This window comes from Flavobacterium sp. LC2016-01 (genome assembly GCF_009711135.1).
Taxonomy (GTDB): Bacteria; Bacteroidota; Bacteroidia; order Flavobacteriales; family Flavobacteriaceae; genus Flavobacterium.
Genome location: NZ_WMIC01000002.1, coordinates 124,473 through 148,361, shown reverse-complemented (window position 1 = coordinate 148,361; position 23,889 = coordinate 124,473). Strand labels below are relative to the sequence as shown.

The following is a 23,889-nucleotide window of genomic DNA, read 5'->3' as shown; positions in this document are numbered from 1 at the left end:
TATTTTGGTATGATTTGATAAAAAACTTCAACAAAAGTTAAATGTTTTACTAGAGAAATTTCTTCTTAAAAGAGCGCGGAAAATATTTTATATTTACTACAATATATTTATTATTTGATAGTTATAGGATGTAACTGTCAAATGTTAAAATGTTCTCTGATTTCCTAAAAATTGTAACCCATTAACTCTAAATAAAAGTGAAAGCAAAAGGATTAGTTCTCGTGTTTTGTGTGTTTTTTATTTTTCAATCTTGCGGCAGAAAATCAGCAGCCGATTTCAATTCTGATTTTTCATTATTTAAAGAGTATATAGTCAGTTTCACAGGGGGAATAGTCTCGTCGGAATCAGATATTAGGGTGGTTTTGGCTTTTGATAAAAAAGAGTGGAAAGCCAATCAGGTTTTAGACAGCGATTTATTTGATATTTCGCCAAGCGTTGACGGAAAAGTGGTGGCGCTTTCGCCAAATACAATTGCTTTTATTCCAGAAAAAAAGCTGAAGCCTGGTACAGAATATCAGGTGACTTTGAAGTTGAATAAACTTATTACACTTCCGAAAGAGAAAGAGGCGGCACTTTCTGAATTCAACTTTACAGTCAAAACAATAAAACAGGATTTTACTATCAATACTGCCGATATTCAGTCGTACAGTAAAGAATATCAATATTTGAACTGTGTTTTAAAAACGGCTGATAATATTGATGTTGAAACTGCTAAGAAATTAGTTTTAGCAAAACAAAAAGGAAATAATCTTAAAGTTAAGTTTGAGAAAAAATCAGGATTCGGCAAAGAATTCAATTTCATCATTGATAGTATTCAACGTTATTCTGAAGCATCAAATCTTGAAATTTTATACGATGGAAGCGATTTTGATATTGATCAGAAAGGACAAATCGATTTCCCGATTACTAACATAAACGAATTTAAGATCATAAAAGTTGAAGTTCCAGATGGAAATAATCAATCGGTTTCGATTAATTTCTCAGAACCTCTGGAAAAAGGCCAGGACTTTAAAGGTCTAGTTTCAATTCAAAATACCAATAATTTAAAATTTTCTACGCAAGGAAATCTGTTGAAAGTTTATTTTAATAATGAAAAGGAAGCTAAAAAAGAAAAGCCGAATCCGGTTGCTGTAGAAGAAACAGCAGTTTCATTGGTAGATTCTGCAGCAGTTGTTGTAGATAGTGCTGCCGCGGTAGTAGATGAACCTGTAGAAGTGGTTCAAAATGAAGAAACAGCTTCTGATGAGATTGTCGTTGGAGATTTGACGCTTGAGGTTTTTCAGGGAATTGAGAGCCAATACGGCAAAAAACTGGAGGCGAACTTTACCGAGAAAATTTCTTTTGATCAGATAAAACCCAATGTCCGCTTTATTAAAAATGGAACAATTCTGCCAAGTTCAAACAATTTGAAATTAAATTTTGAAGCAGTAAACTTGAGCGCTGTTGATGTGAAAGTTTATAAAATCTACAAGAATAATATCTTGCAGTTTCTTCAATACAATGAATTAAACGGAGGCCAAAATCTTAAGAAAGTCGCACAGCCTGTCGCAAAAACAACACTGAATTTAATTGAAAGCAAACTTATAAATCCGAGTAAATGGAACACTTTTGCATTGGATTTATCCAAATTAATTACTCCAGAACCGGGAGCGATTTATAGAGTTGAATTTCTCTTTAAAAAGAAATATTCACTTTATAAATGTGCAACTTCAGACGGCGATGAAAACGATGAAGAGGAAGAAGAGGTTGATGAAAATGACGTAAACTACAGCGGCAACTCGTACGACGATTATTATTATGATGATTATGAGTGGAGAGAAAGCCAAGATCCTTGTTCAAGTTCGTATTATTACAACTCTAAAATAACAACCAATATTTTAGCAACAGATTTGGGTGTTATTGCTAAACGAGGAGAAAATAAATCGTATGTGTTTGCTGTAAACAATATTGTTACGACAGAACCAGTTTCGAATGCAAGAATTGATTTATACAATTTTCAACAACAAAAAATAGGAACGCAAGCAACCAGCAGTGAAGGAATTGCATCTTTTCAACTGGATAAATTCGCTTATTTTGCAATTGTAACTTTGGGCCAGCAATCCACTTATGTAAAACTTGATGACGGACTTTCGTTGTCCGTGAGTAATTTTGATGTTGCTGGGGAGACGCTTCAAAAAGGCTTAAAAGGATTTATTTATGGAGAACGAGGCGTTTGGCGTCCGGGCGATAATTTGTATTTGTCTTTCATTTTAAATGATGCCTCTAACAAATTGCCAAAATCACATCCAATTAAATTCAGATTAAATGACCCGAACGGAAAAACGGTTTATCAAACAGTTCAAAAAACAAATGAACTAAATCATTATGCTTTCACGGTTCCTACAAATCAAGATGCACCAACAGGAAATTGGGAAGCGATGGTAAGTGTTGGCGGAGCAAAATTTTATAAAAGCATCAAGATTGAAACGATTAAACCAAACCGTTTAAAAATCAAAAATACGTTTACCAGAAAAACCCTTTCTTCATCTTATCCTAATACCGATAATCTTGAAGTGACTTGGCTTCACGGTGCGATTGCTAAAAATTTAAATGTAGAAATGCAGGCTAAATTTTCGCAACAAGCAACAACATTCAAAGGTTATGAGAAATATAGTTTTGATGATTTGGTACGTCAATTCAGCACCGAAGAAATTAATGTTTTCTCCGGAAAATTAAATGAAAACGGAAAAGCATCGGTAAATATTCAGCCAAAATTGCAAGGTCAGGCGCCGGGAATGCTTCGCGCTTCGTTCATCACAAAAGTGTATGAAGAAGGAGGTGATTTTAGTACTGATGTTATGTCAACCACTTATTCTCCGTATAAAACGTATGTCGGAATTAAATCTCCAGAATTAAACAAATACAATATGCTTGAAACCAGAACGAATAATCGTTTTGATATTGTTACAGTTGATGAAAACGGAAGACCAAAATCAGTACGAAACTTAGAAGTAAAAGTGTTTAAAGTAGACTGGCGCTGGTGGTGGGATGCTTCAAGCGATAATTTATCAAATTATAATTCATCGAATGCTACAACTTCGTATAAAACCTTTGTAGTAAATACGGATTCAAGTGGAAAAGGAAGTGTTCAGTTTTCTTTAACCGATGAAGAGTGGGGACGTTATTTAATTCGTGTTTCAGATACTGCAGATGGACACGCAACAGCTTTAACGGTAAATATTGACTGGCCAATCTGGTCTGGAAAAACGCGAAACAGAGATGCTTCTACAGCTAATATGCTGGTGTTTTCTACTGATAAAAAGAACTATGCCGTTGGTGAAAAAGCACAAATTTCTTTTCCTTCAAGTGAAGGCGGACGCGCTTTGATTTCAATCGAAAATGGATCAAAAGTGGTTCAGACACTTTGGGCAAAAACAAAACAGGGAGAAACAAAAGTTGAAGTTCCAATTACCGGAGCGATGGCGCCAAATGTGTATTTTAATATTACATTATTACAGCCTCATGCATCAACTAAAAATGATTCGCCAATTCGTATGTATGGAATTGTTCCGATTGAAGTTGTAGACAAAAACACGATTCAGGCACCAACTATTAATATGCCGGATGTTTTGAAACCAGAACAGCCGTTTACGGTAAAAGTGGGAGAGAAATCAGGTAAAGAAATGACGTATACAATTGCCGTTGTTGATGAAGGGCTTTTGGATTTAACTCGTTTTAAAACACCTAATGCCTGGGACAGTTTTTATGTTCGTGAAGCTTTAGGAGTAAAAACTTGGGACGTTTATGATGATGTCATTGGTGCTTACGGCGGAAAAATAAATCAAATTTTCAGTATTGGTGGAGATCAGGATTTAGGAGGCGGGAAAGCTAAAAAAGCAAACCGCTTTAAGCCAGTTGTATTGTATTACGGACCATTTAAATTAGAAAAAGGACAAACAAAATCGCATCAGTTAAAATTGCCAAAATACATTGGTTCTGTGAGAACTATGGTTGTCGCTGGTGATGCAAATACAAGCGCTTACGGAAGTGTTGAAAAAGCAACTCCAGTTAAAAGTCCGTTGATGGTTTTGGCATCGTTGCCGAGAAAAATTTCGCCTTCAGAAAAAGTAACAATTCCGGTTACTGTTTTTGCAACAGAGAATAATATTAAAAATGTTTCGGTTCAGATTAAAACTAGTAATGGTTTAAAAGTAATGGGAAGCGCAACACAATCATTAAGTTTTACTTCGCCTGACGAAAAAATGGCCTATTTTAATTTGGTCGTTGGTGCAGCAACAGGAATAGCAAAAGTTCAGGTTATCGCAACTTCGGGAAATGAAAAATCAAGTTATGATGTCGAAATTGACATGACAAATCCGAATCCGGTTACAAGTACTTTTACGGATGTTATTTTGGCTCCAAACAGTACAAAAACACTTTCGTGGAAAACATTTGGAGTAGCCGGAAGCAATAAAGCCAGATTAGAAGTTTCGTCAATGCCTTCAATGAATTTGAACGGAAGAATGCAGTTTTTAATTCAGTATCCGCATGGCTGTGTTGAGCAGACAACTTCGTCTGTTTTCCCACAATTGTATTTAGGAGATGTTGCTGATATTGACGCTGTTCGTAAAGGATTAATTCAAAAGAATGTTACAGCAGGAATTGCAAGACTAGGAAATTTCCAATTGTCTAATGGTGGGATGCCGTATTGGCAAGGAAATGCAATAGCAGATGACTGGGGAACATCTTACGCTGGACATTTCTTAATTGAAGCCGAGAAAAAAGGATATGTCCTTCCAATTAATTTCAAATCAAAATGGCTTTCCTATCAGCAAAAAGAAGCAAAACAATGGCGTTTTGAACCTAAATATGGCAACGATCTGGCTCAAGCTTATAGATTATATACTCTGGCTTTAGCAGGAAACGCCGATTTATCGTCAATGAACAGATTGCGTGAAACAAAAGGAATTTCGAACGAAAGTAAACTTCGATTGGCGGCTGCTTATGTTTTAGCAGGTCAAAAATCGGCTGGACAAAGTTTGTTCTTGTCAACAAGTATTGAAGGCGATTCAGATGGATATAGTTATTACTATTATGGCTCTAGTGAAAGAAACCGTGCAATGGCTTTAGAAACATTACTGCTTTTGGGACAAAAACAAAAAGCATTTACAACGGCTACAAAATTAGCTAAAGAAATGTCAGCGAATCAATGGATGAGCACACAGACTACGGCTTATTGTTTGTATTCGATGTCGAAATTTGCAATAGGTAATGGTCCAAAAGGAATCAATATTCAGTTTAGTAAAAACGGCAAGGGAGAAACGATAAACACTCAAAAAACAATCGCTGACCGCAGTTTGCCTACTGCAAGCGGAACAAATAGTATTACGTTGAAAAACATTAAAAATAATACAGTTTATGTTCGTGTGTTAAATACAGGAATATTGCCAATTGGACAGGAAAATGCTGTTCAAACTGATGTTTCGGCTTCTATTGTTTTCAAAAACAGAAAAGGAAGTGTGATCAATGTTTCAAAAATTAATCAGGGAACAGAATTTATTGCTGAGGTTACCATTAAAAACCAAAGAAATGAAAGTGTTCAGAATGTTGCATTATCTCAGATTCTACCTTCTGGATTCGAAATTGTAAATACCCGTTTTACCGATTATGGAGACGCAGTTAATAATACTGCTGATTATATTGATATTCGTGACGACAGAACTAATTTCTACTTCGGAATGAAATCCAGAGAAACCAAAGTTTTCCGAATTCTGTTAAATGCATCGTATTTAGGGAATTATTATTTGCCAGGATTGCAATGTGAAGCCATGTATGATAACACTTTCTTAGCGAGAACAAAAGGATTCTGGGTTGAGGTGGTGAAATAAAGTTTCACGCAGATTTAGCAGTTTTTAGCGGATCAAAAAAGAAAATCTGCCATAATCTGCTAAATCTGCGTGAAAAAAAACTTAGCGGACTTAGCGAATAACTTAGCGCCTTTGCGGTAAAATAATCAGCATTGAAAAATAAACTTATAGCGTTTTTCCAACGCATTATAAACGGGATAAAAAGAAATAAAATAAAATCGGCAATTGCATTTCTGCTCTTGCTGCTGTACTATTTTTCTATACCAAGAACTTTATTCAAAGAGCCTTATTCAACGGTGATTGAAAGCAAAGAAGGAGAATTACTGGGAGCTAAAATTGCACGTGACGGACAATGGCGATTTCCAGCGCAGGACAGCGTTCCAGATAAATTTAAAAAATGCATCGTTTATTTTGAAGACGAGTATTTCTACAAACATCCGGGTTTTAATCCGGGAGCGATGGTAAATGCTTTTAAACAGAATAAAAAAGCTGGAAAAGTGGTCAGAGGCGGAAGCACCTTGACACAGCAAGTTATCCGATTATCCAGAAAAGGGAAAAACAGAACTTATTTTGAGAAAATCATCGAAATTATTCTTGCTACAAGATTAGAATTAGGTTATTCTAAGGATGAAATTCTGGAGATGTATGCGGCGCACGCACCATTTGGTGGGAATGTTGTGGGATTAGAAATGGCTTCTTGGCGTTATTTTGGTGTTCAGGCCAATCAATTATCTTGGGCAGAGAATGCTGTTTTGGCTGTGTTGCCAAATGCCCCAAGCTTGATTTATCCCGGAAAAAATCAGATAAAATTACTTAAAAAACGCAACCGACTTTTATTGAAACTTCATCAGGAAGGAATTATTGATAAACAGACGTACGAACTTTCTATAGAAGAACCTTTGCCTCAAAAGCCATATGATTTGCCTCAAATTGCACCGCATTTACTGCAGCGAGTGGCTAAAAATGAAGAAGGAACTAGAGTGAAGACAACGATAGATTATGCATTGCAGAATCGTGTAAATCAAATTGCGAGGTATTATTACAATCAATACAAGCAAAATGAAGTACATAATCTGGCTATTTTGGTAATTGATGTTCAAAATAGAAATGTAATGAGTTATGTTGGGAATGCTCCGGCAGATTCAGATCACCAAAAAGATGTTGATATTATTGATGCACCGCGAAGTACCGGAAGTATTTTAAAACCGCTTTTGTACGGCGCCATGCTAGATGACGGCGAATTATTGCCAAATACGCTCGTGGCTGATATTCCAACCCAAATTTCAGGTTATACACCACAAAATTTTAATTTGACATTTGATGGAGCTGTTCCTGCACATCGCGCATTGTCGCGTTCGCTTAATATTCCTGCTGTATTGATGTTACAGGATTTTGGCGTAAATAAATTCTATGAAGAACTCCAGAAATTTAAATTGAGAGATATCAATAAAACTCCAGATCATTATGGTTTGTCTCTTATTTTGGGCGGTGCCGAAAGTAATTTGTGGGATTTGTGCCGAACGTATGCTAATTTATCTTCAACATTAAATTATTTTACTAAAAATCAGGCAAAATATAGAACAAATGAGTTTACGGAATTGAATTATAAAAATGATTTCAAGCCCGATTTTGGTTCAGAAACCGATCAAAAGAATATTTTGGGTGCAGGATCAATTTGGCTGACTTATAATGCAATGGAAGAAGTTAATAGGCCAGAAGGAGACGAAGCATGGAAATTTTATGACAGTTCCTTAAAAATTGCATGGAAAACCGGAACAAGTTTCGGAAATAGAGATGCGTGGGCCATTGGAACAAATTCAAGATATGTGGTTGGGATTTGGGTTGGAAATGCAACCGGAGAAGGAAGGCCGACTTTAACAGGAGTTACCAGCGCCGCACCAATTTTATTCGACGTTTTTAATTTACTGCCAAGGCAAAGATGGTTTGATATTCCGTATAAAGATTTGGAAGAAGTTGAGGTTTGCCGATTAAGTGGTTATCTGGCAAAAGAAAACTGTCCGAAAATAAAACAGTGGGTTTCTAAAAAAGGAAAATCAACAAAAGTTTGTCCGTATCATAAAACGGTTCATTTAGATAAAACAGAACAATTTCAGGTAAACAGCAGCTGTGAAAGCATTGAGAATATTGTAACCAAAAATTGGTTTGTATTGCCTCCGGTTATAGCTTGGTATTATAAAAGTCAGCATATTGAATATTTGCCTTTACCGCCTTTCAAAGAAGGCTGTGAAGGAACGCAAACCACAACAGTGGATTTTATTTATCCAAAAACAAACAGCAAAATTTACTTGACTAAAGATTTCAATAGTAATGTGCAACCGGTAATTTTAAAAGTAGCGTATTCTGAAAGAGATAAAGAATTGTTTTGGTATGTAGATGATGTTTATAAAGCCACCACAAAAACATTCCATGAACTGCCAATTACGCCAACAACAGGAACGCATTATATCACTGTTGTAGATGCTTCTGGGAATGAAATTAGGCGTAAAATTGAAATAATAAGAGAATAATAACGGATTGTCAGGCTGAGCGGAGTCGAAGCCCTTTTTCGTTTTAAATGCCTTCGACTCCGCTCAGGGTGACACTCATGAGGCTGCTTCATAACAAATAATAAAGCACAAAAAAACCGCCAATCTCACGAAAGGCGGTTTTGTTTTTTTATTCTGAAATAACATTTCCTTTTTTATCATAGAAATGGTATTCTAAGTACGTGTAAGCGTCACGAGGTATGATTTTCACCCATTTCTTATGTTCAAAAAACCATTTTGAACGTAATGATGGAAAACCTTTGCTGAGGTATGCAGCCACAAACGGATGTGTATTAAGCACAACTTTATTGTGGGTTTTTAAAAGTCTTTCTAAGTCAGAGGTGATCTTGTCAATTATTAATATTGGTGCTTCAATTTCACCGTTGACTTTATTTGGATCTTCTTCTCTAGTTTTAATGTTAACTTCTGGTCTTACGCGCTGTCTGGTAATTTGGACCAAACCAAATTTACTCGGCGGTAATATTTTATGCTTTGCTTTATCGTCGCTCATTTCTTCTCGCAAGAAGTCGAACAAAACTTTCCTGTTTTCTGGATTAGACATATCGATAAAATCAACAACTATGATGCCTCCCATATCTCGCAGACGTAATTGTCTGGCGATTTCTGCTGCAGCGATCATATTTACTTCCATGGCGGTGTCTTCCTGGTTGGTTGCTTTGTTTGAACGGTTTCCGCTGTTTACGTCTATAACGTGAAGAGCTTCAGTATGTTCAATGATAAGGTAAGCACCTTTACTCATAGAAACGGTTCTGCCAAAAGAAGTTTTGATTTGTCTCTCTATATTGTATTTCTCGAAAATGGGAGTATCATTTGATTGATAAAACTTAACAATCGATTGTTTAGAAGGTGCAATTTCTTGCAGATATTCCTTCGTTTGATGGTACAACTCTTCGTCATCTATCTGGATACCGCTGAAGGTATCGTTAAATACATCTCTTAATATTGAAGAAGCTCTGTTGAGCTCTCCTAATACTTTTGATGGATGATGAGCAGTTGGTAATTTTTTACACATTGCAGTCCATCTGCCAAGCAGGTTCTGCAAATCTTTTTCTAATTCGGCTACGTTTTTGCCTTCTGCTACTGTGCGAACAATAACACCAAATCCTTTAGGTTTGATCGATAGAACAAGTTTTTTTAGACGATCCTTTTCTTTTTTGTCTTCTATTTTTTGAGAAATAGAAACACGATCAGAAAAAGGAACTAGAACGATAAATCTTCCGGCAAGAGAAAGCTCAGCACTTATTCTTGGGCCTTTGGTCGATATAGGTTCTTTAACTACTTGAACTAAAACAGATTGATTGGCACTTAAAATATCAGTAATGATGCCATCTTTGTCAATCTCTTTTTCAAACTGAAAGGTTTTTAGGGAGAAATCTTTTATTTTACCTGCGCTTACAAGTTTTATGAATTTCAGCTGAGAAGCTAAGTTTGGGCCTAAATCGTGATAATGCAAAAAGGCATCTTTTTCGAAGCCTACATTTACAAAAGCAGCATTAAGTCCTGCAACTGGTTTTCTGATTTTGGCAATAAAAATATCACCAACCTGAAAGTTGCTTTTCTCTTCTTCTTTGTGTAATTCAATTAGTTTTCCATCTTTTAATAAGGCAAAATCTACGGCATCAGAACTAGATCTAATGATTAATTCTTTATTCACACTGTAAATTTTTATCTGTTTTTTCAGAAAATAGAGTAAAGAGTAAAGAATATAGACTTCGTAAAAATCTAAAATCTGAAATCTAAAATCTAAAATCTTATCTACAGATGGATTAAACAATATTTTTAACAGGTATTAACCCGGTGAAAACTAGCTGGCAGTTTGCAGTTTTGAGTAATCAGTAGACTAAAGACTATAAACTGATGACTGAATACTAATTTTCAATTTCAATGAACGTTTAAAAAGAAAAAAGTAGTTTAAAACTACTTTTTCTTTTTGTGACGGTTAGCTCTCGCTCTTTTTTTACGTTTGTGAGTAGCTACCTTATGTCTCTTTCTTTTTTTACCACTTGGCATATCGTGTCAGATTTTATGTTAATTAATATTATTTTGCTTCGTTGTTCGTTTTTACTCCTTCTACAAAAACTTTTGCAGGTTTAAACGCAGGGATGTTGTGTGCTGGAATTTTAATTGTAGTGTTTTTTGAAATGTTTCTACCAGTCTTTTCAGCTCTAGTTTTAACGATAAAGCTTCCAAAACCTCTTAGGTAAACATTATCTCCAGTTTCCAATGAAGTTTTAACTTCTTCCATAAAAGTTTCTACTGTTGCTTGAACATCTCCTTTTTCAAGACCTAGTTTCTCTGAAATTTTCGCTACGATATCTGCTTTCGTCATTTTCTTTCCTATTTTATTTTATAAATGATGTACTATTTTTTTGAGTTTGCAAATATAGGAATTAAAAAAATAATTAATCAAGCTAAATCGTTAAATTTTAATTACATAAACATTTACTTTTGTTTTCTAAGTATTTTTAAATGGATTTTCATAAAGTATTGATAAATTGGTATTTACAAAACAAGCGCGATTTGCCTTGGCGTAAAACGGCCGATCCGTACCTGATTTGGCTCTCAGAAATTATGTTGCAGCAAACAAGAGTTGCTCAAGGAATGCCTTATTTTTTTGCTTTTACGAAGGAATTTCCTACTGTATTTCATTTGGCAAATGCCTCAGAAGAGCAAGTTTTAAAACTTTGGCAGGGATTAGGATATTATTCCAGAGCTCGAAATTTACATAAAACAGCTCAATATGTGGCAAATGAGCTCAACGGTATTTTTCCAGAAAATTATAAAAGTTTATTAAAATTAAAAGGTGTAGGCGAATATACCGCTGCTGCCATTGCTTCTTTTTCTTACAATGAAGCGGTTCCCGTTGTTGACGGAAATGTTTTTAGAGTTCTTTCTCGTTATTTTGATATAGAATCTGATATTGCTTTGCCGGCTACAAAAAAAGAGTTTACCGAATTGGCATCTGAATTAATGCCAAAAGATAACCCAGCGATCTTTAATCAGGCAATAATGGAATTTGGCGCGCTGCAATGTGTTCCTAAAAGTCCTAATTGTATGGTTTGTGACTTTAATGATAGCTGTGCTGCATTGCAAAAAAAGAAAGTCGCAGTTTTGCCTGTAAAATTGAAAAAGACAAAAGTGACAAACCGCTTCTTTAATTATTTGGTTTTAGAAGATGTTTCAGGAAATACAATAATTCAAAAAAGAACTGCTAAAGGAATCTGGCACAATTTATATGAATTTCCACTTTTAGAAACTGATGAAATTGTTGGCTTTGATTTGGTTTCAAAAGCGGTACAAAACGATATTTTTCCTTCCTATACTATTATAGGTATAGAGGAATGTGTAGAAACGACCGTTATACACAAACTTTCGCACCAGCATCTCCACATACAGTTTTGGAAAGTAAAAATCAGTGATAAACTTCAGAACGGCGTGAACGTCAGAGAGTTAAAAAGTTTTCCTTTTCCAATTGTGATTTATAATTTTATTGAAAAGCAGGAAATAAATTGCTAAAAAAATGTATCTTTGGGAGAAATACCACAAAAAAACTATGAACGGAACATTAAATAAGGTGATGTTAATTGGCCATTTGGGAGATGACGTGAAAATGCATTATTTTGATGGAGGAAATTGCATAGGACGTTTTCAGCTGGCTACAAACGAAGTGTACATCAATAAAACAACGAACGAAAAAATAACTTCGACAGAGTGGCATAATTTAGTTGTACGTAACAAAGCCGCCGAAATTTGTGAAAAGTATTTATCTAAAGGAGATAAAATATACGTTGAAGGCCGAATAAAATCACGCCAATGGCAGGCAGAAGATGGTACAACAAAATATACTACAGAAATTCAGGTAACGGAGTTTACTTTCTTGACTACCAAAAAAGAAACAGGAAATCATAGGCCAAATCACGAGTCAGAATCCACAAAAAACACTAACTTTGACGCAGCAAATGAAGGCCTGCCTGTAAACGACTTGCCTTTTTGATTGTTTAACTAATTCTTTTTAATTTGGACCCAGAGCCCAGTTTACTTTTTACTACAACTTTAGACACCAATTTAATCATTGGTTTTGTCGGAATATTTATTTTGCTGTTTTTATCAGCCATTGTTTCAGGCGCCGAAGTCGCTCTTTTTTCATTATCACAAAAAGATTTAGACGAAGCCTTGCAGGAAAACCTCTCAAAAGGAAAAACCATTTCCAATCTTTTGGATAAACCAAAAAAATTGCTGGCAACGCTTTTAGTTGCTAATAATTTCTTGAATATTGGGGTGGTTATTTTGTTCTCCTTTATTGGACGAAATATCTTTTCTAATATAACTTCGCCTGCTTTTAAATTCTTTTTAGAAGTAATTCTGGTTACTTTTCTGATTTTATTATTTGCAGAAGTTTTGCCTAAAGTTTATGCCAGCCGAAATAATTTAAAATTTGCTAAACGCGTTGCGTATCCCATCGCTTTTTTAGACAAATTACTTTCGCCAATAAGTTTACCGATGCGTGCTATTACCTTATATTTGCAGCGTAAATTGGGAAAACAAAAGAACAGTTTTTCTATAAATCAAATTTCTCAGGCGTTAGAATTGACAGATTCTGAAGGAACATCAACCGAAGAACAGAAAATATTAGAGGGAATTGTTTCTTTTGGAAACACAGATACCAAGCAGGTCATGAGTCCGCGAATTGATATTTTTGCCTTGGAAATTTCAGAGTCTTTTGCAGCAGTTTGTTCTAAGATTATAGAAAAAGGATTTTCGAGAATTCCGGTTTATAGAGACAATATCGATCAAATTGAAGGCGTTTTGTTTGTAAAAGATTTACTGCCTCATATTGATAAAAAAGAGTTCGAGTGGACTTCTTTAATGAGAGAAGCCTTTTTTGTTCCTGAGAATAAAAAATTGGATAATTTATTAAAGGATTTCCAGAGCCTAAAAAGCCATTTGGCAATTGTAGTGGATGAATATGGCGGAACTTCTGGATTGGTTTCTTTAGAAGATGTTATAGAGGAAATAGTAGGGGATATCAGTGATGAGTTTGATGATGAAAATTTAAACTTTTCGCAGATTGATGAAAAGAATTTTCTGTTTGAAGGAAAAATTAATTTGAAAGATTTCTACAGAATTATCGATGTCGATGAAAATATTTTTGAATCTCGTAAAGGAGAAGCAGAAACTCTGGCAGGATTTATATTGGAAATTTTAGGCAATTTCCCTAAAAAAGATCAAAAAATAGCTTTTGAAAACTGTGTTTTTACAATAGAAACAGTCGATAAAAAGCGTGTAAAACAAATAAAAGTAACGATAGATTAAGATGTTAAAAAAGATAATTTCAACGGCAGTAATTTTACTGACTCTGACTGTAGTAAGCTGTAAAGATGATGTATTGCCAAAACCGGCAAGTTTTCTGCGTTTAGATTATCCAGAAGCAAAATATGTTCATTTTGAAAATAACTGTCCGTTTGCTTTTGATATGAATGAAGCGGCAATTATTAAAGGCGAAAAAGACTGCGGATTTGCAATTACCTATCCAAAAATGAAAGCTACTATTTATTTGACTTATAAACCGGTCCACGGTGACATTAATAAGCTTTTAAAAGATGCTCAAAAACTGACATACGAGCACGTTATCAAAGCCGATGATATTTTAGAACAGCCGTATTTAAATCCAGAAAAAAAGGTTTACGGAATGTTTTACCAAGTAGACGGAAACGCGGCTACAAACTCTCAATTTTACGTTACAGACAGTACAAAACATTTTATAACGGGTTCGGTTTATTTTTACGCTAAACCTAATTTTGATTCGATTATGCCGGCGGCGAGTTATATCAAAAATGATATGCAAAGGCTTATGGAAACTTTGAAATGGAAATAAATAAAAAAAGAATCCAATTTGGATTCTTTTTTTATTTATGTAACTTTATTTAAGTTATCTAACAATATTCTAGCGGAGATACGAAATAATAATTATGAGATATAGATATATAATATTCCTAGTATTTAGCATAACAATATTTATATCCTGTGATGATGAATATGAAAAAGCTGTCATCGGAACTTATGAAGTAAATAGATATAAAACTATTAACGAGGTTCAAGATGAAGGGATTGATAATTTAAAAGTTATTATATGTCAAAATAAAAAAATCAAAATTTCTACAGATAAGGCAATAACATTTGGAGAATGGGATGTATATGATGATGGTGACAGAACTGTGATTAAATTTATGATTAACAATAAAATTGCAGAAGGAGTAGTACTTGGAGAAGGACAGCAAGTAGGTATACGTATCTATAATGGTGAAAAATTATTCTATGAAAATTTGGCTGAAATCTATCTGGAAAAGCAAAAATCGCCTTAAAGACTCACTTGTAAGATATGTGTTGTAACTGGAAGGAAAATAAAAAAAAGGCGTTCAAATTGAACGCCTTTTTTTTATTGGAAAGTTTTAGAATTTAAGATTTAAACTTCGAAACTTTATATGTTTTTCCGTCTCCAGTTCCTTGAACAATTCTAGTTAAAGACTCTTGATTTTGTAGCGTTTTGTCAAAAGTAACAGTTGCCGTTTTTTTGTCGAAATCAACCGCAGCTTTTTCAACTCCGTCAAGATTTGATAATTCTTTTTCAATAGTTTTGGCACATCCCATTGCGCAAGTCATTCCTTCGATTTCAAAACTTGCAGTTTGTACATTTTCTGCAGCAATTGGCTTTTGTTCTTTAGAAGTTGTTTCTAACGGTTTTATGTTAGCCAAATTTTTATCTTCTTCCTTTTTACAGCTTACAAATACTAAACCGGCAATGGCTATCGATGCTATTATTTTAGTGAATTTCATTATATAGAATTTTAAATTGTCAATATGTTTGTTGCAAAATTAATAAAATTGGAGAGGTCAATTCGTAAAAATAGTACAAATTTGCAGTAAAAAGGTGTTTATGGATGCAAAACAATTAAAGTGGGCTTATTTATTGGTTCTTTCACTAATCTGGGGAAGTTCTTTTATTTTGATCAAAAGAGGTTTGGTTGGTTTGACTGCAATTCAGGTAGGTTCATTCCGAATTATTTTTGCAGCCTTGTTTTTATTGATCATCGGATTTAAGAGTCTGAAGAAAATTTCGCTTCGCCAATGGAAATTTGTTGCCATAACTTCGTTTTTCGGAACTTTTACTCCGGCCTATCTTTTTGCTATTGCCGAAACACAGGTTGACAGTTCGATTGTAGCGATTTTAAATTCGCTTACACCTTTAAATACATTGGTTTTAGGAATTCTGATTTTCGGAATACAATTTCAAAAACGACAGGTTTTAGGTGTTTTTGTTGGATTAATAGGTTGTTTGCTTTTGGTTTTGAGCGGAGCATCAGCACATCCGGGGCAAAATTATTATTACGTTGTTTTGGTAGTAATTGCAACGCTTTGTTATGCGATAAATGTCAATTTGATCAAAAAGTATTTATCTGATTTAAATTCATTAAGTATTACAACCGGAAATTTTACCGTTTTGCTTTTGCCTGCATTAATCATTTTAAGTACAACTGATATTCCTCAAAGAATAAATATTGATATCACGCAGCATTCCATATTTTTTGTGATGATCCTTGGCGTATTGGGAACAGGAATAGCAAATGTTTTGTTCTTTAAATTAATACAAATGTCGTCTCCTGTTTTTGCAACTTCAGTTACTTATCTAATTCCGATTGTGGCTTTCTTTTGGGGATTGTTGGATAATGAAATGCTTACGCCAATTCAGTTTTTTGGTGCGTTTATTATTTTGATTGGAGTTTATTTATCGGCGAAGAAATAAGAGATTTGTTTGGATCTATTATTGTCACCCTGAGCGATCCCGAGGCTTCGGGAGAAGGGCTTGCCAATTGGAACGGGGCTTCGACTCCGCTCAGCCTGACAAAACGTTGCAAAAAAAAAGCTTTGTCAAAGGTTAAAACTTTGACAAAGCTCTCGAAATCTTAGAATCTTAGTATCTCAGAAACTTAGAATCTTCTACAAAAAATCTGCATCAGAAACTCCTTCGTTTATTTTGATATCAGACATTTTGATGTCCAATTCAAAACCTACATTCTGAATTAAATTAAAAGGGACTTTTACTCCTTTTACTTCTTTATAATCACCAAAGTTTGTTATTTGCGTTGCCGATTTTCCACCTTGCTCACGAACTTTAGATTCTGCAACTTTCAATCCTGATTTTACATCATAGAAATAAGTTGTTTTTCCATCCTTAATAGCGTAAGCCTCGCTTCCGTTAATTGATTCGATACTGTCAACTTTTAAATCTGTTCTTTTTTGCAATTGTAATTCTTCAAAAGGTGCAGCATTTGCTTTCATTTCTTTAAGATCATCGCCTTCTAAATTTTTGCGCTGTCCTTGCTGTTCAATATAAGCGCCTTTATCATTTACAACTTGTTTCATTAAATTCATAGTTCCCATAGCAAGAGAAACCATCATTTTTCCTTTTGAATCTAATTTTGAAGTAAAAGTAAGTGGAGTTGGAGCTTGCGGAATTGTAGTGCTTCCGTTCATGTAAAGTGTTTTTACTGCTGTTACTGCTTTTTCGCCGCCAATTGCTTTAATGTAATTTTGGAAAACGGTTTGTGCTGTAACATTTGAAGGAGCTTCTTTTTTAGTTGCTGGTTTTTCAACAGGAGTTCCGTACTTGTCAAAATAATAAATCGGAATTTGAAGTTTTTCTAAGCCAGAAATTACATCAGAACCTTTTCCTGCAATAACAATTCGCATATTATCAAGTAAGAAATACTTGTTTGCAACGCGGTAAATATCATCAGCAGTTACGTTGTTGATGGTTTGGATGTATTTTTCGTAGAAATCAGCTGGAAGTTTTTCTGTTTCAATGTTTAAGGCGTAACGCGCTACCGCTTGAGGTTTTTCAACCTGCATAACAAAACGGCCAATATATCCTGCTTTTACATTTCTTAAAACTTCTGGATCAACTCTTTCCGTGCGAATTCTTTTGATTTCTTTTATAAACTGAACGACTGCGCTGTCAGTAACTGAGTTTCTAACTGCAGAAGAAGCTTTGAATTTGGTTACATATTTACCACTTCCAATGTTTGAATTTGCACCATATGTCCAAGCGTGCTGTTCGCGTAGATTCATATTTAAATAACTGTTGAAATCGCCTCCTAAAATTTGATTGGCAATAACAGCAGGGAAAAAATCTGGATCACTCATTTTTAAATTCACCGTATTTACCAATGAAATCTCAGATTGTACTGCATTTGGAACATCTACAAAATCGATTTGAAGTTTAGATGCATTTTCCGGATTTGGATACGTGTTTTTTGGTGCAGCTTGTTTTTTCCATCCGCCAAAAAGTTTTTCTACGGCAGCTTTAGTTTCTTTAAACTTAACATCTCCAATAACAACTAAATAGGCGTTTTCAGGAACAAAATAAGTGTTGTAATTTGCTTGAACATCTGGCAGTGTTACATTTTTTACTGTTTCTTCAGATAAAAATTCTCCAGAAGGATGATTTTTTCCGAAAGCCAAAACATCAACCACTCGGTTAGCAATGGCAGGAACGCTTTTTTCGTCGGCTTTAAGTCCTTCTAAAAGTTTTGCTTTTTCTTTATCAAATTCGGTTTGAGTGAAATTTGGCTGTAAAGCACCTTCAGCAAGAAGTTCTAAAACACGTCCAGAATATTTTGATAAAGAACTTCCATAAGCACCTTGTGAAGAAAAGTTGATGCTTGCTCCGTAAAAGTCAATTTCTTCATTAAAAGCTTCTTTTGTTGTTTTTTTAGTCCCGTTGCCAATTAAGCTGCTCGTTAATTCGTCTACACCTTTTTTGTTTCCTTCAGTAAAAGGAGCGTTGTCAAGTGTTAAGTTAAAACTGACTCTCGGTAATTTATGGTTTTCAACAACTAAAACTTTCATGCCGTTTGCCAACACAAAAGTTTGAGGCTTTTTAATATTGACTACAGGGGCGTTTCCTGGTTTTGGTTGTGGACGATCTTGTGCTGTCATAATTCCAGTTAGGAAAAAAAGGATTAAAAAAGTATGTATATTTTTCATGATTCGATATTCTTAGTTTTGAGATTTTACGGTTGGTACATAATCTAAAATCAAGCGCTGGTTCGGATTTAAATATTTCTTGGCAACTTCTCTGATTTCTTCTCTCGTTATAGAATGGTACATGTCAATTTCAGTATTGATCAAGTTCACATCTCCGTAAAGAAGGTAGTAAGAAGCAAGATTTTCAGCAATTCCTTCTACGCTTGCATTCGCGTTCACAAAATTATTATCGAATTTGTTTTGTAATTTTTCGTAATCTTTTTCAGAAATCAAATCAGTCTGAATTTTTACGATTTCTTCATCCATTTCTTTTAAAATGTCGGCTGAAGTATATGGTGCCATTGGTAAACCATATAAAATGTATGTTCCGTAATCTTCCTGACTAAAACCTACTGCACCAATTTGAAGTGCCATTTTTTTGTCGTCAACGATTTTTTTGTACAATTTTGAACTTTTTCCGTCGCTCAAATAAGAAGATATTAAATCTAAAACTCTAGCGTCTCTCGTTTTCATTGAAGGCGTTCTGTAAGAAGCAACAACCATTGGAATCTGAATGTTAGGATCTTCGTAAGTGGCTTTTATAGTCTGCGTAATAGGTTCTTCGTTAAAAGTTTGTTTTTTAACTTCTTCACCTTTTGGAATTGGGCCAAAATATTTCTGAACCCATTCTTTGGCTTTTGCTTTGTCAAAATCTCCAGCAACTACTAAAACAGCATTATTTGGCGTATAGAATTTTTTATTGAATGCCTGAAATTCTTCAAGAGTTGCGGCATCTAAATCTTTCATAGAACCGATAGTTGTCCAGCGATACGGATGATTTTTGAACATATTCTTTTTAACCTCTGGAAGAATATTTCCGTAAGGCTGATTGTCGTAACGCATTCTTTTTTCTTCTTTTACCACTTCATTTTGCGTGTCAACTCCAATTTTATTAATAATAGGATGCATTAATCTTTCAGATTCCATCCATAAACCTAATTCTAAATTGTTTGATGGAAAAACTTCATAATAATAAGTTCTGTCGTCTGAAGTGTTGGCATTATTTACGCCTCCGTTTGCAGTAACGATTTTCATCCATTCACCGCGTTTTATATTTTGAGTTCCTTCAAATAATAAATGTTCGAAAAAATGTGCAAAACCAGTTCTGTCAGGACGTTCGTCTTTTGAGCCAACGTGATACATTACAGAAGTTATAACTACTGGTGCCGATGGGTCGTTATGCAGAATTATATGCATTCCGTTATCTAAATTATACTCTTCAAAAGCCACCTTTTGAGCATGAGCCACTCCGCCGAGCATTAGTGCTGCACTTAACATCATTATTGAATTTTTCATATACGATTAATAAATTTATAATACCTAGAACAAATAGGTAGCAAAAAGTTGATTATGTTACTTCAAAAATAGTGTTTTTTGTGGATTGTTTTAAATTTTATGTATTCAGGGTTAATAATTAACAGTATTTTACATCGTTTTTTTGTTTTTGAAATAATTAAAAAGCCCTGTAAAACAGTCTTTAAAGCCAAAGAAAATATTTTTGCAGCAAGGGATTGCGTAGTAAATTTTTAGTTGTATATTTGCAACCTTAAAAATCAATAAATCAATTTGATATGTATGCAATCGTAGAGATAGCAGGGCAACAATTTAAAGTAAGCAAAGACTTAAAGGTTTATGTTCACCGTTTAGCTAACGAAGAAGGTTCAAAAGTTTCTTTTGACAAAGTTCTTTTATTAGATGATAACGGAAATGTAACTTTAGGCGCCCCAGCTATAGAAGGTGCTTCAGTAGAAGCTAAAGTGTTACAACACTTAAAAGGTGATAAAGTTATCGTTTTCAAAAAGAAAAGAAGAAAAGGATACAAAAAAAGAAATGGTCACAGACAATATCTTACTCAAATTGTAATTGAAGGTATTATTGCAGCAGGAGGAACTAAAAAAGCAGCAGCTAAAAAAGCGGTTGTAGCAGAAGAAGCAGCTACTGAAGAAGTAGAAGCTCCAAAAGCTAAAAAAGCGGCTCCAAAAGCAAAAAAAGAAGCTACTAAAGAATAATAACAATATTTAAACTCATACGTCATGGCTCACAAGAAAGGTGTCGGTAGTTCGAAGAATGGTAGAGAATCAGAATCAAAACGTTTAGGCGTTAAGATTTATGGTGGTCAAGCTGCTATTGCTGGAAACATCATCGTTAGACAAAGAGGTTCAAAACATAATCCAGGTGAAAATGTTTACATCAGTAAAGATCACACACTACACGCAAGAGTAGCTGGAGTTGTTAAGTTCCAAAAGAAAAGAGATAACAAGTCTTATGTATCTATTATCCCATTCGAGGCATAATAATCATAGATTACTTTTTATAAAAAACCCGTTCAGAAATGATCGGGTTTTTTGTTTTTAGAATGTTTGTTCTGTATATGTTTTGTCATCCTGACGGAGGAAGGATCACACACGAAATTCCGCAATCTATGTTGCCAATCTTTATCGGGTTTCTAGTGTGATCCTTCCTCCGTTAAGATGATAAGATTGCGCTGAGTTTGCTTATGTTTCTAAGCAAAAAACCTTTGTCAAAGTTTTAAACTTTGACAAAGGCGTTATATTATTAGTAATAATTGGAATTTGGAATTTTAAAGATTTGGAATTTAAAATTTTTATTCCTCAGTATCCTTGGTTTCTTCTAAATCTTCAGATTTTTTGCCCACTTTTATTTTTGGATTATCCTGAGTTCCTGTAACTGTAAGAGGAATTCCGAAAATACCGAAAGGAGGCAATCCTAAACGCATTTTTAAGTTTAGTTTTCCATCTAAAGTTGTTTTGCCTTCGATTCTTGGTCGGAAACCGGCAAACTTAAATTTGAAACGTTCAACAGTCATTATGTTGTTTTTGATCGTAGTTTTGATATCAACTTTTGACAGATCTGGATTTTTTATGGATTCTGTGTTGGTTTCTTTGCTTACTGCAGTAAACATTTTCAATCCGCGTACTTTTACATCTTTTACAGAAAGCGTTCCGCCTCCAACTAGAGAAGGATAAACGGGATCCATATTTGCATTCAAACGGCCTTTTAGCTGATAATCTAAAGAGACAATTCCTTGTGCTTTTTCGGCAGCGCTGGCCATTTTTCTAAAAACTTCAATTTCGTTGTAAGCTCTTTTAATGTCAAAATCAGTTGCTTTTATAGCATAATCAAAATTTGCTTTTTGAGGAGTTACAGCTTGGTAATTGGCATTCATAGTTACCTTGCAGCCAATTAGATCAAAACCTGTATTTTGCATGGTCAGTTTGCCTTTGTTCATGCTTAGGTTTCCGGTAGCATTTTGAAGATTTAATTTGTCGAAATTTACTTTTTGAGCATTAGCAGTAAATTTTAAATTCAAATTAGACGGAATGATAATAACGCCTTTTTGAGTGTTTTCAGTTTTTGTCTCCGGTTTTGGAGCTGATTTTTCTGTTACAGAGGCTCCAGCTGTTGTTTCTGACATAAACTCATCAGCATTAATATAACGCGAGTTCACATTAAAAGAGCCTTTTAAAACGCCTGTATTTGTGGTTGCGTAATTAAAAACGTTCTGCAAATAACCATTCATTTTAAAGTCTGACTGGCCGTAGGCCGCTAGGAAATTATTGAAATACATTTTATCCTGATTGATCTTAAAAATACCTTCTTTAATGATGAATTTCTTTGGCAGATATTCTGATGTAATACCAATGTTTCTTAACTCAAGAGTTCCTTTATTATTCAGTTTGCTATAATTGCCTTTTTCAGCATCGCTTTGTTTTCCTTTTAAAGTCACATCGGCTTTTACGAAACCATCTAAATCAAGTCCTTTTTGCGAAAAAACTTTGTAGATTTTGTTTACGTCAAGTTCGCCTTTGGCTTTTATGTCATAAGTCAAATCATCAAAATTGCTTAAGTCGGCTTCTACAAAAACTGGTTTTCCTTCAAAAGTGAATTGCGCTGGTTTTAGTTTTACTTTCAAATCATCGTAAGTGCCTTTTTGATTGTCAATTCTCGATTTAACTGTAATATTTGTAATTGGATTTGGATAATAAGGCGTTTTTAAATAACCGTTTACCAAATTAATTGTTCCTTGTGTTTTTGGAAAAAGTCTGTTTTTTTGGTCGAATTTTCCATTTACAACAGCATCTCCATCAAGATTTCCTTTTAATACGATGTTTGGAATTCCAAGAGCTGACATCAATTTTCCGAGATCTATTTTAGCCTTTAAATCGGCATCAATATCTGGAGTGTTTACGCCGACTACGTGAAATTTCGATTTCAAATAATCGGTATTAATGTTTAATGATAAATTTTTAGCATCAATATCAGCCAGGTCTGGATTTAGATTTGGTACTTTGGTTTTAACTTCTAAATTCAGGTTAGTAACTGGGAAGGCACTTTTGTTATAATTTACAAATCCGCTGTCGATTTTTACATCCAAATCAAGTTCTGGTGCAATATTTTGTGAAGTAATATAATCGCCTTTTAAAGTTAAAAGAAGATTTGTGTTTCCTTTTAATTCGGTTTTAGAAAGCCAAGTGATGTATTTTGGTGGGAATGCAGTGAAAACATCGTTAAGTTTGCTGTTTTCTGATTTTATAACAAAATCCATATTGTAGCCATCTTTCAGGAAGTCGAATTTCCCTTTAAAATCAACTACAAGTTGATTGATTTTTAAGTTATTTTGTTGAAAAAAGAAAGAAAGCGAGTTTACATTTACTTTGGTAATCAAATCAGCATCGACCTTTTTATTCATCAAATACGGTTCGCCTTCATACACTACATTCAGCTTTTCGATTTTAGCTTTCGAATACAAATCAAAAACAGATTTGTTCAAATCTCCTTTTCCTAAATAGTTAAAACCAAACGCATCAAAATGAACTTTAGTCGACTGGTCGTCATAAATTATTTTGCTGTTTAAAATCTCAATTCGTTCCAGTTTTAAAGCAGTTTCAGTGCTGTCTTTAGGATTTGAAGGTTTTGATGATTTGTAAATATTATAATTGGCTTCGCCTTTTGCATTTACTTTTACATTGATAAAAGAATCTGATAAGTAAATTTGATCAATTTTTACAGTTTTACTGAAAACCAGACTGGCAACATTTATTCCAAAAGAAACTTCCTTTGCAGTAATGAATTTTTCCTTTGCATAAGGAGCAGAGCCATTAAGATTCAAGTCGCTTAATGTCAATGTCAGCGAAGGGAAATGGTGAAAAAATGAAACGGAAACATCGGAATAATTTAATTCTGCACTAAGCTTTTCGTTTGCCGTTTTTTTAATTTGTTCTTTAATTTTATCTGCAAAAATAATTGGCGTTAAAAACAATAATCCTATAATAACAACAAAGGTTATTCCAAGATATTTAAGGGTTTTTAATATAATGGATTTCTTTTTACTTGCAGTCATGTTATTTTGTTATTTGTTTTTGGAAAATATT

General features: G+C 34.2%; 16 protein-coding genes. 10 read left to right on the top strand and 6 right to left on the bottom strand.

The features are described 5' to 3' along the window. Nucleotides 1–197: 197 nt before the first annotated feature. Both GKZ88_RS05050 and pbpC read left to right on the top strand, forming a co-directional pair. Nucleotides 198–5,867, top strand: a complete 5,670-nt coding sequence (locus tag GKZ88_RS05050; RefSeq protein WP_347343855.1) for an MG2 domain-containing protein — start codon at nt 198–200, stop codon at nt 5,865–5,867. Between the two features lie 131 nt (nt 5,868–5,998). Continuing rightward, entirely contained in the window at nt 5,999–8,374 is a 2,376-nt protein-coding gene (pbpC, locus tag GKZ88_RS05045; RefSeq protein WP_155101313.1) for a penicillin-binding protein 1C, read from the top strand. A 148-nt stretch (nt 8,375–8,522) separates the two neighbouring features. On the opposite strand, the gene GKZ88_RS05040 is transcribed toward pbpC, so the two are convergent. Together GKZ88_RS05040 and GKZ88_RS05035 are read right to left on the bottom strand one after the other, a co-directional pair. Beyond that, nucleotides 8,523–10,067: a ribonuclease E/G gene (locus GKZ88_RS05040; protein ID WP_347343854.1), complete on the bottom strand. Its 1,545-nt coding sequence runs from the start codon at nt 10,065–10,067 to the stop codon at nt 8,523–8,525. A gap of 384 nt (nt 10,068–10,451) precedes the next feature. Continuing rightward, a complete protein-coding gene (locus GKZ88_RS05035) occupies nt 10,452–10,742 on the bottom strand; it encodes an HU family DNA-binding protein (protein ID WP_007805026.1) in 291 nt (96 codons plus the stop codon). A 140-nt stretch (nt 10,743–10,882) separates the two neighbouring features. Between GKZ88_RS05035 and mutY the strand changes: the two genes are divergently transcribed. The 5 genes from mutY to GKZ88_RS05010 all read left to right on the top strand — a co-directional run bounded on the left by mutY (nt 10,883) and on the right by GKZ88_RS05010 (nt 14,775). Continuing rightward, complete coding sequence (mutY, locus tag GKZ88_RS05030; protein WP_155101312.1) at nt 10,883–11,929, top strand: A/G-specific adenine glycosylase; 1,047 nt, start codon at nt 10,883–10,885, stop codon at nt 11,927–11,929. A 37-nt stretch (nt 11,930–11,966) separates the two neighbouring features. Next, nucleotides 11,967–12,407: a single-stranded DNA-binding protein gene (gene ssb / locus GKZ88_RS05025; RefSeq protein WP_133523260.1), complete on the top strand. Its 441-nt coding sequence runs from the start codon at nt 11,967–11,969 to the stop codon at nt 12,405–12,407. 23 nt (nt 12,408–12,430) lie between these two features. Further along, complete coding sequence (locus GKZ88_RS05020; protein WP_155101311.1) at nt 12,431–13,726, top strand: gliding motility-associated protein GldE; 1,296 nt, start codon at nt 12,431–12,433, stop codon at nt 13,724–13,726. 1 nt (nt 13,727) lies between these two features. After that, entirely contained in the window at nt 13,728–14,288 is a 561-nt protein-coding gene (gene gldD, locus GKZ88_RS05015; RefSeq protein WP_155101310.1) for a gliding motility lipoprotein GldD, read from the top strand. Between the two features lie 94 nt (nt 14,289–14,382). Continuing rightward, nucleotides 14,383–14,775: a hypothetical protein gene (locus GKZ88_RS05010; protein WP_155101309.1), complete on the top strand. Its 393-nt coding sequence runs from the start codon at nt 14,383–14,385 to the stop codon at nt 14,773–14,775. Between the two features lie 94 nt (nt 14,776–14,869). Here the strand turns inward: GKZ88_RS05010 and GKZ88_RS05005 are convergent, their stop codons facing one another. Beyond that, the gene (locus tag GKZ88_RS05005; RefSeq protein ID WP_155101308.1) at nt 14,870–15,247 is read right to left on the bottom strand and encodes a heavy metal-associated domain-containing protein; all 378 of its coding nucleotides are present in this window, start codon (nt 15,245–15,247) and stop codon (nt 14,870–14,872) included. A gap of 100 nt (nt 15,248–15,347) precedes the next feature. Between GKZ88_RS05005 and GKZ88_RS05000 the strand changes: the two genes are divergently transcribed. After that, nucleotides 15,348–16,214, top strand: a complete 867-nt coding sequence (locus GKZ88_RS05000) for an EamA family transporter (RefSeq protein WP_155101307.1) — start codon at nt 15,348–15,350, stop codon at nt 16,212–16,214. A gap of 194 nt (nt 16,215–16,408) precedes the next feature. Here the strand turns inward: GKZ88_RS05000 and GKZ88_RS04995 are convergent, their stop codons facing one another. Beyond that, a complete protein-coding gene (locus GKZ88_RS04995) occupies nt 16,409–18,457 on the bottom strand; it encodes a pitrilysin family protein (protein ID WP_230392462.1) in 2,049 nt (682 codons plus the stop codon). 12 nt (nt 18,458–18,469) lie between these two features. Next, complete coding sequence (locus GKZ88_RS04990) at nt 18,470–19,792, bottom strand: pitrilysin family protein (RefSeq protein WP_155101306.1); 1,323 nt, start codon at nt 19,790–19,792, stop codon at nt 18,470–18,472. 275 nt (nt 19,793–20,067) lie between these two features. On the opposite strand from GKZ88_RS04990, the gene rplU reads away from it, so the two are divergent. Both rplU and rpmA read left to right on the top strand, forming a co-directional pair. After that, a complete protein-coding gene (gene rplU, locus GKZ88_RS04985; protein WP_155101305.1) occupies nt 20,068–20,505 on the top strand; it encodes a 50S ribosomal protein L21 in 438 nt (145 codons plus the stop codon). Nucleotides 20,506–20,529: 24 nt separating this feature from the next. Then, entirely contained in the window at nt 20,530–20,790 is a 261-nt protein-coding gene (gene rpmA, locus GKZ88_RS04980) for a 50S ribosomal protein L27 (protein ID WP_012023622.1), read from the top strand. A gap of 311 nt (nt 20,791–21,101) precedes the next feature. Here rpmA and GKZ88_RS04970 read toward each other — a convergent pair whose 3' ends face one another. Continuing rightward, nucleotides 21,102–23,858 (bottom strand): AsmA-like C-terminal region-containing protein, encoded by a 2,757-nt coding sequence (locus tag GKZ88_RS04970; protein ID WP_155101303.1) that lies wholly within the window; start codon nt 23,856–23,858, stop codon nt 21,102–21,104. Between the last annotated feature and the right edge of the window lie 31 nt (nt 23,859–23,889).

Coding starts and splice junctions, on each gene's coding strand:
- GKZ88_RS05035 (WP_007805026.1), bottom strand. CDS start 10,742: ATGACGAAAGCAGATATCGTAGCGAAAATTTCAGAGAAACTAGGTCTT.
- mutY (WP_155101312.1), top strand. CDS start 10,883: ATGGATTTTCATAAAGTATTGATAAATTGGTATTTACAAAACAAGCGC.
- ssb (WP_133523260.1), top strand. CDS start 11,967: ATGAACGGAACATTAAATAAGGTGATGTTAATTGGCCATTTGGGAGAT.
- gldD (WP_155101310.1), top strand. CDS start 13,728: ATGTTAAAAAAGATAATTTCAACGGCAGTAATTTTACTGACTCTGACT.
- GKZ88_RS05010 (WP_155101309.1), top strand. CDS start 14,383: ATGAGATATAGATATATAATATTCCTAGTATTTAGCATAACAATATTT.
- GKZ88_RS05005 (WP_155101308.1), bottom strand. CDS start 15,247: ATGAAATTCACTAAAATAATAGCATCGATAGCCATTGCCGGTTTAGTA.
- GKZ88_RS05000 (WP_155101307.1), top strand. CDS start 15,348: ATGGATGCAAAACAATTAAAGTGGGCTTATTTATTGGTTCTTTCACTA.
- GKZ88_RS04995 (WP_230392462.1), bottom strand. CDS start 18,457: ATGAAAAATATACATACTTTTTTAATCCTTTTTTTCCTAACTGGAATT.
- GKZ88_RS04990 (WP_155101306.1), bottom strand. CDS start 19,792: ATGAAAAATTCAATAATGATGTTAAGTGCAGCACTAATGCTCGGCGGA.
- rplU (WP_155101305.1), top strand. CDS start 20,068: ATGTATGCAATCGTAGAGATAGCAGGGCAACAATTTAAAGTAAGCAAA.
- rpmA (WP_012023622.1), top strand. CDS start 20,530: ATGGCTCACAAGAAAGGTGTCGGTAGTTCGAAGAATGGTAGAGAATCA.
- GKZ88_RS04970 (WP_155101303.1), bottom strand. CDS start 23,858: ATGACTGCAAGTAAAAAGAAATCCATTATATTAAAAACCCTTAAATAT.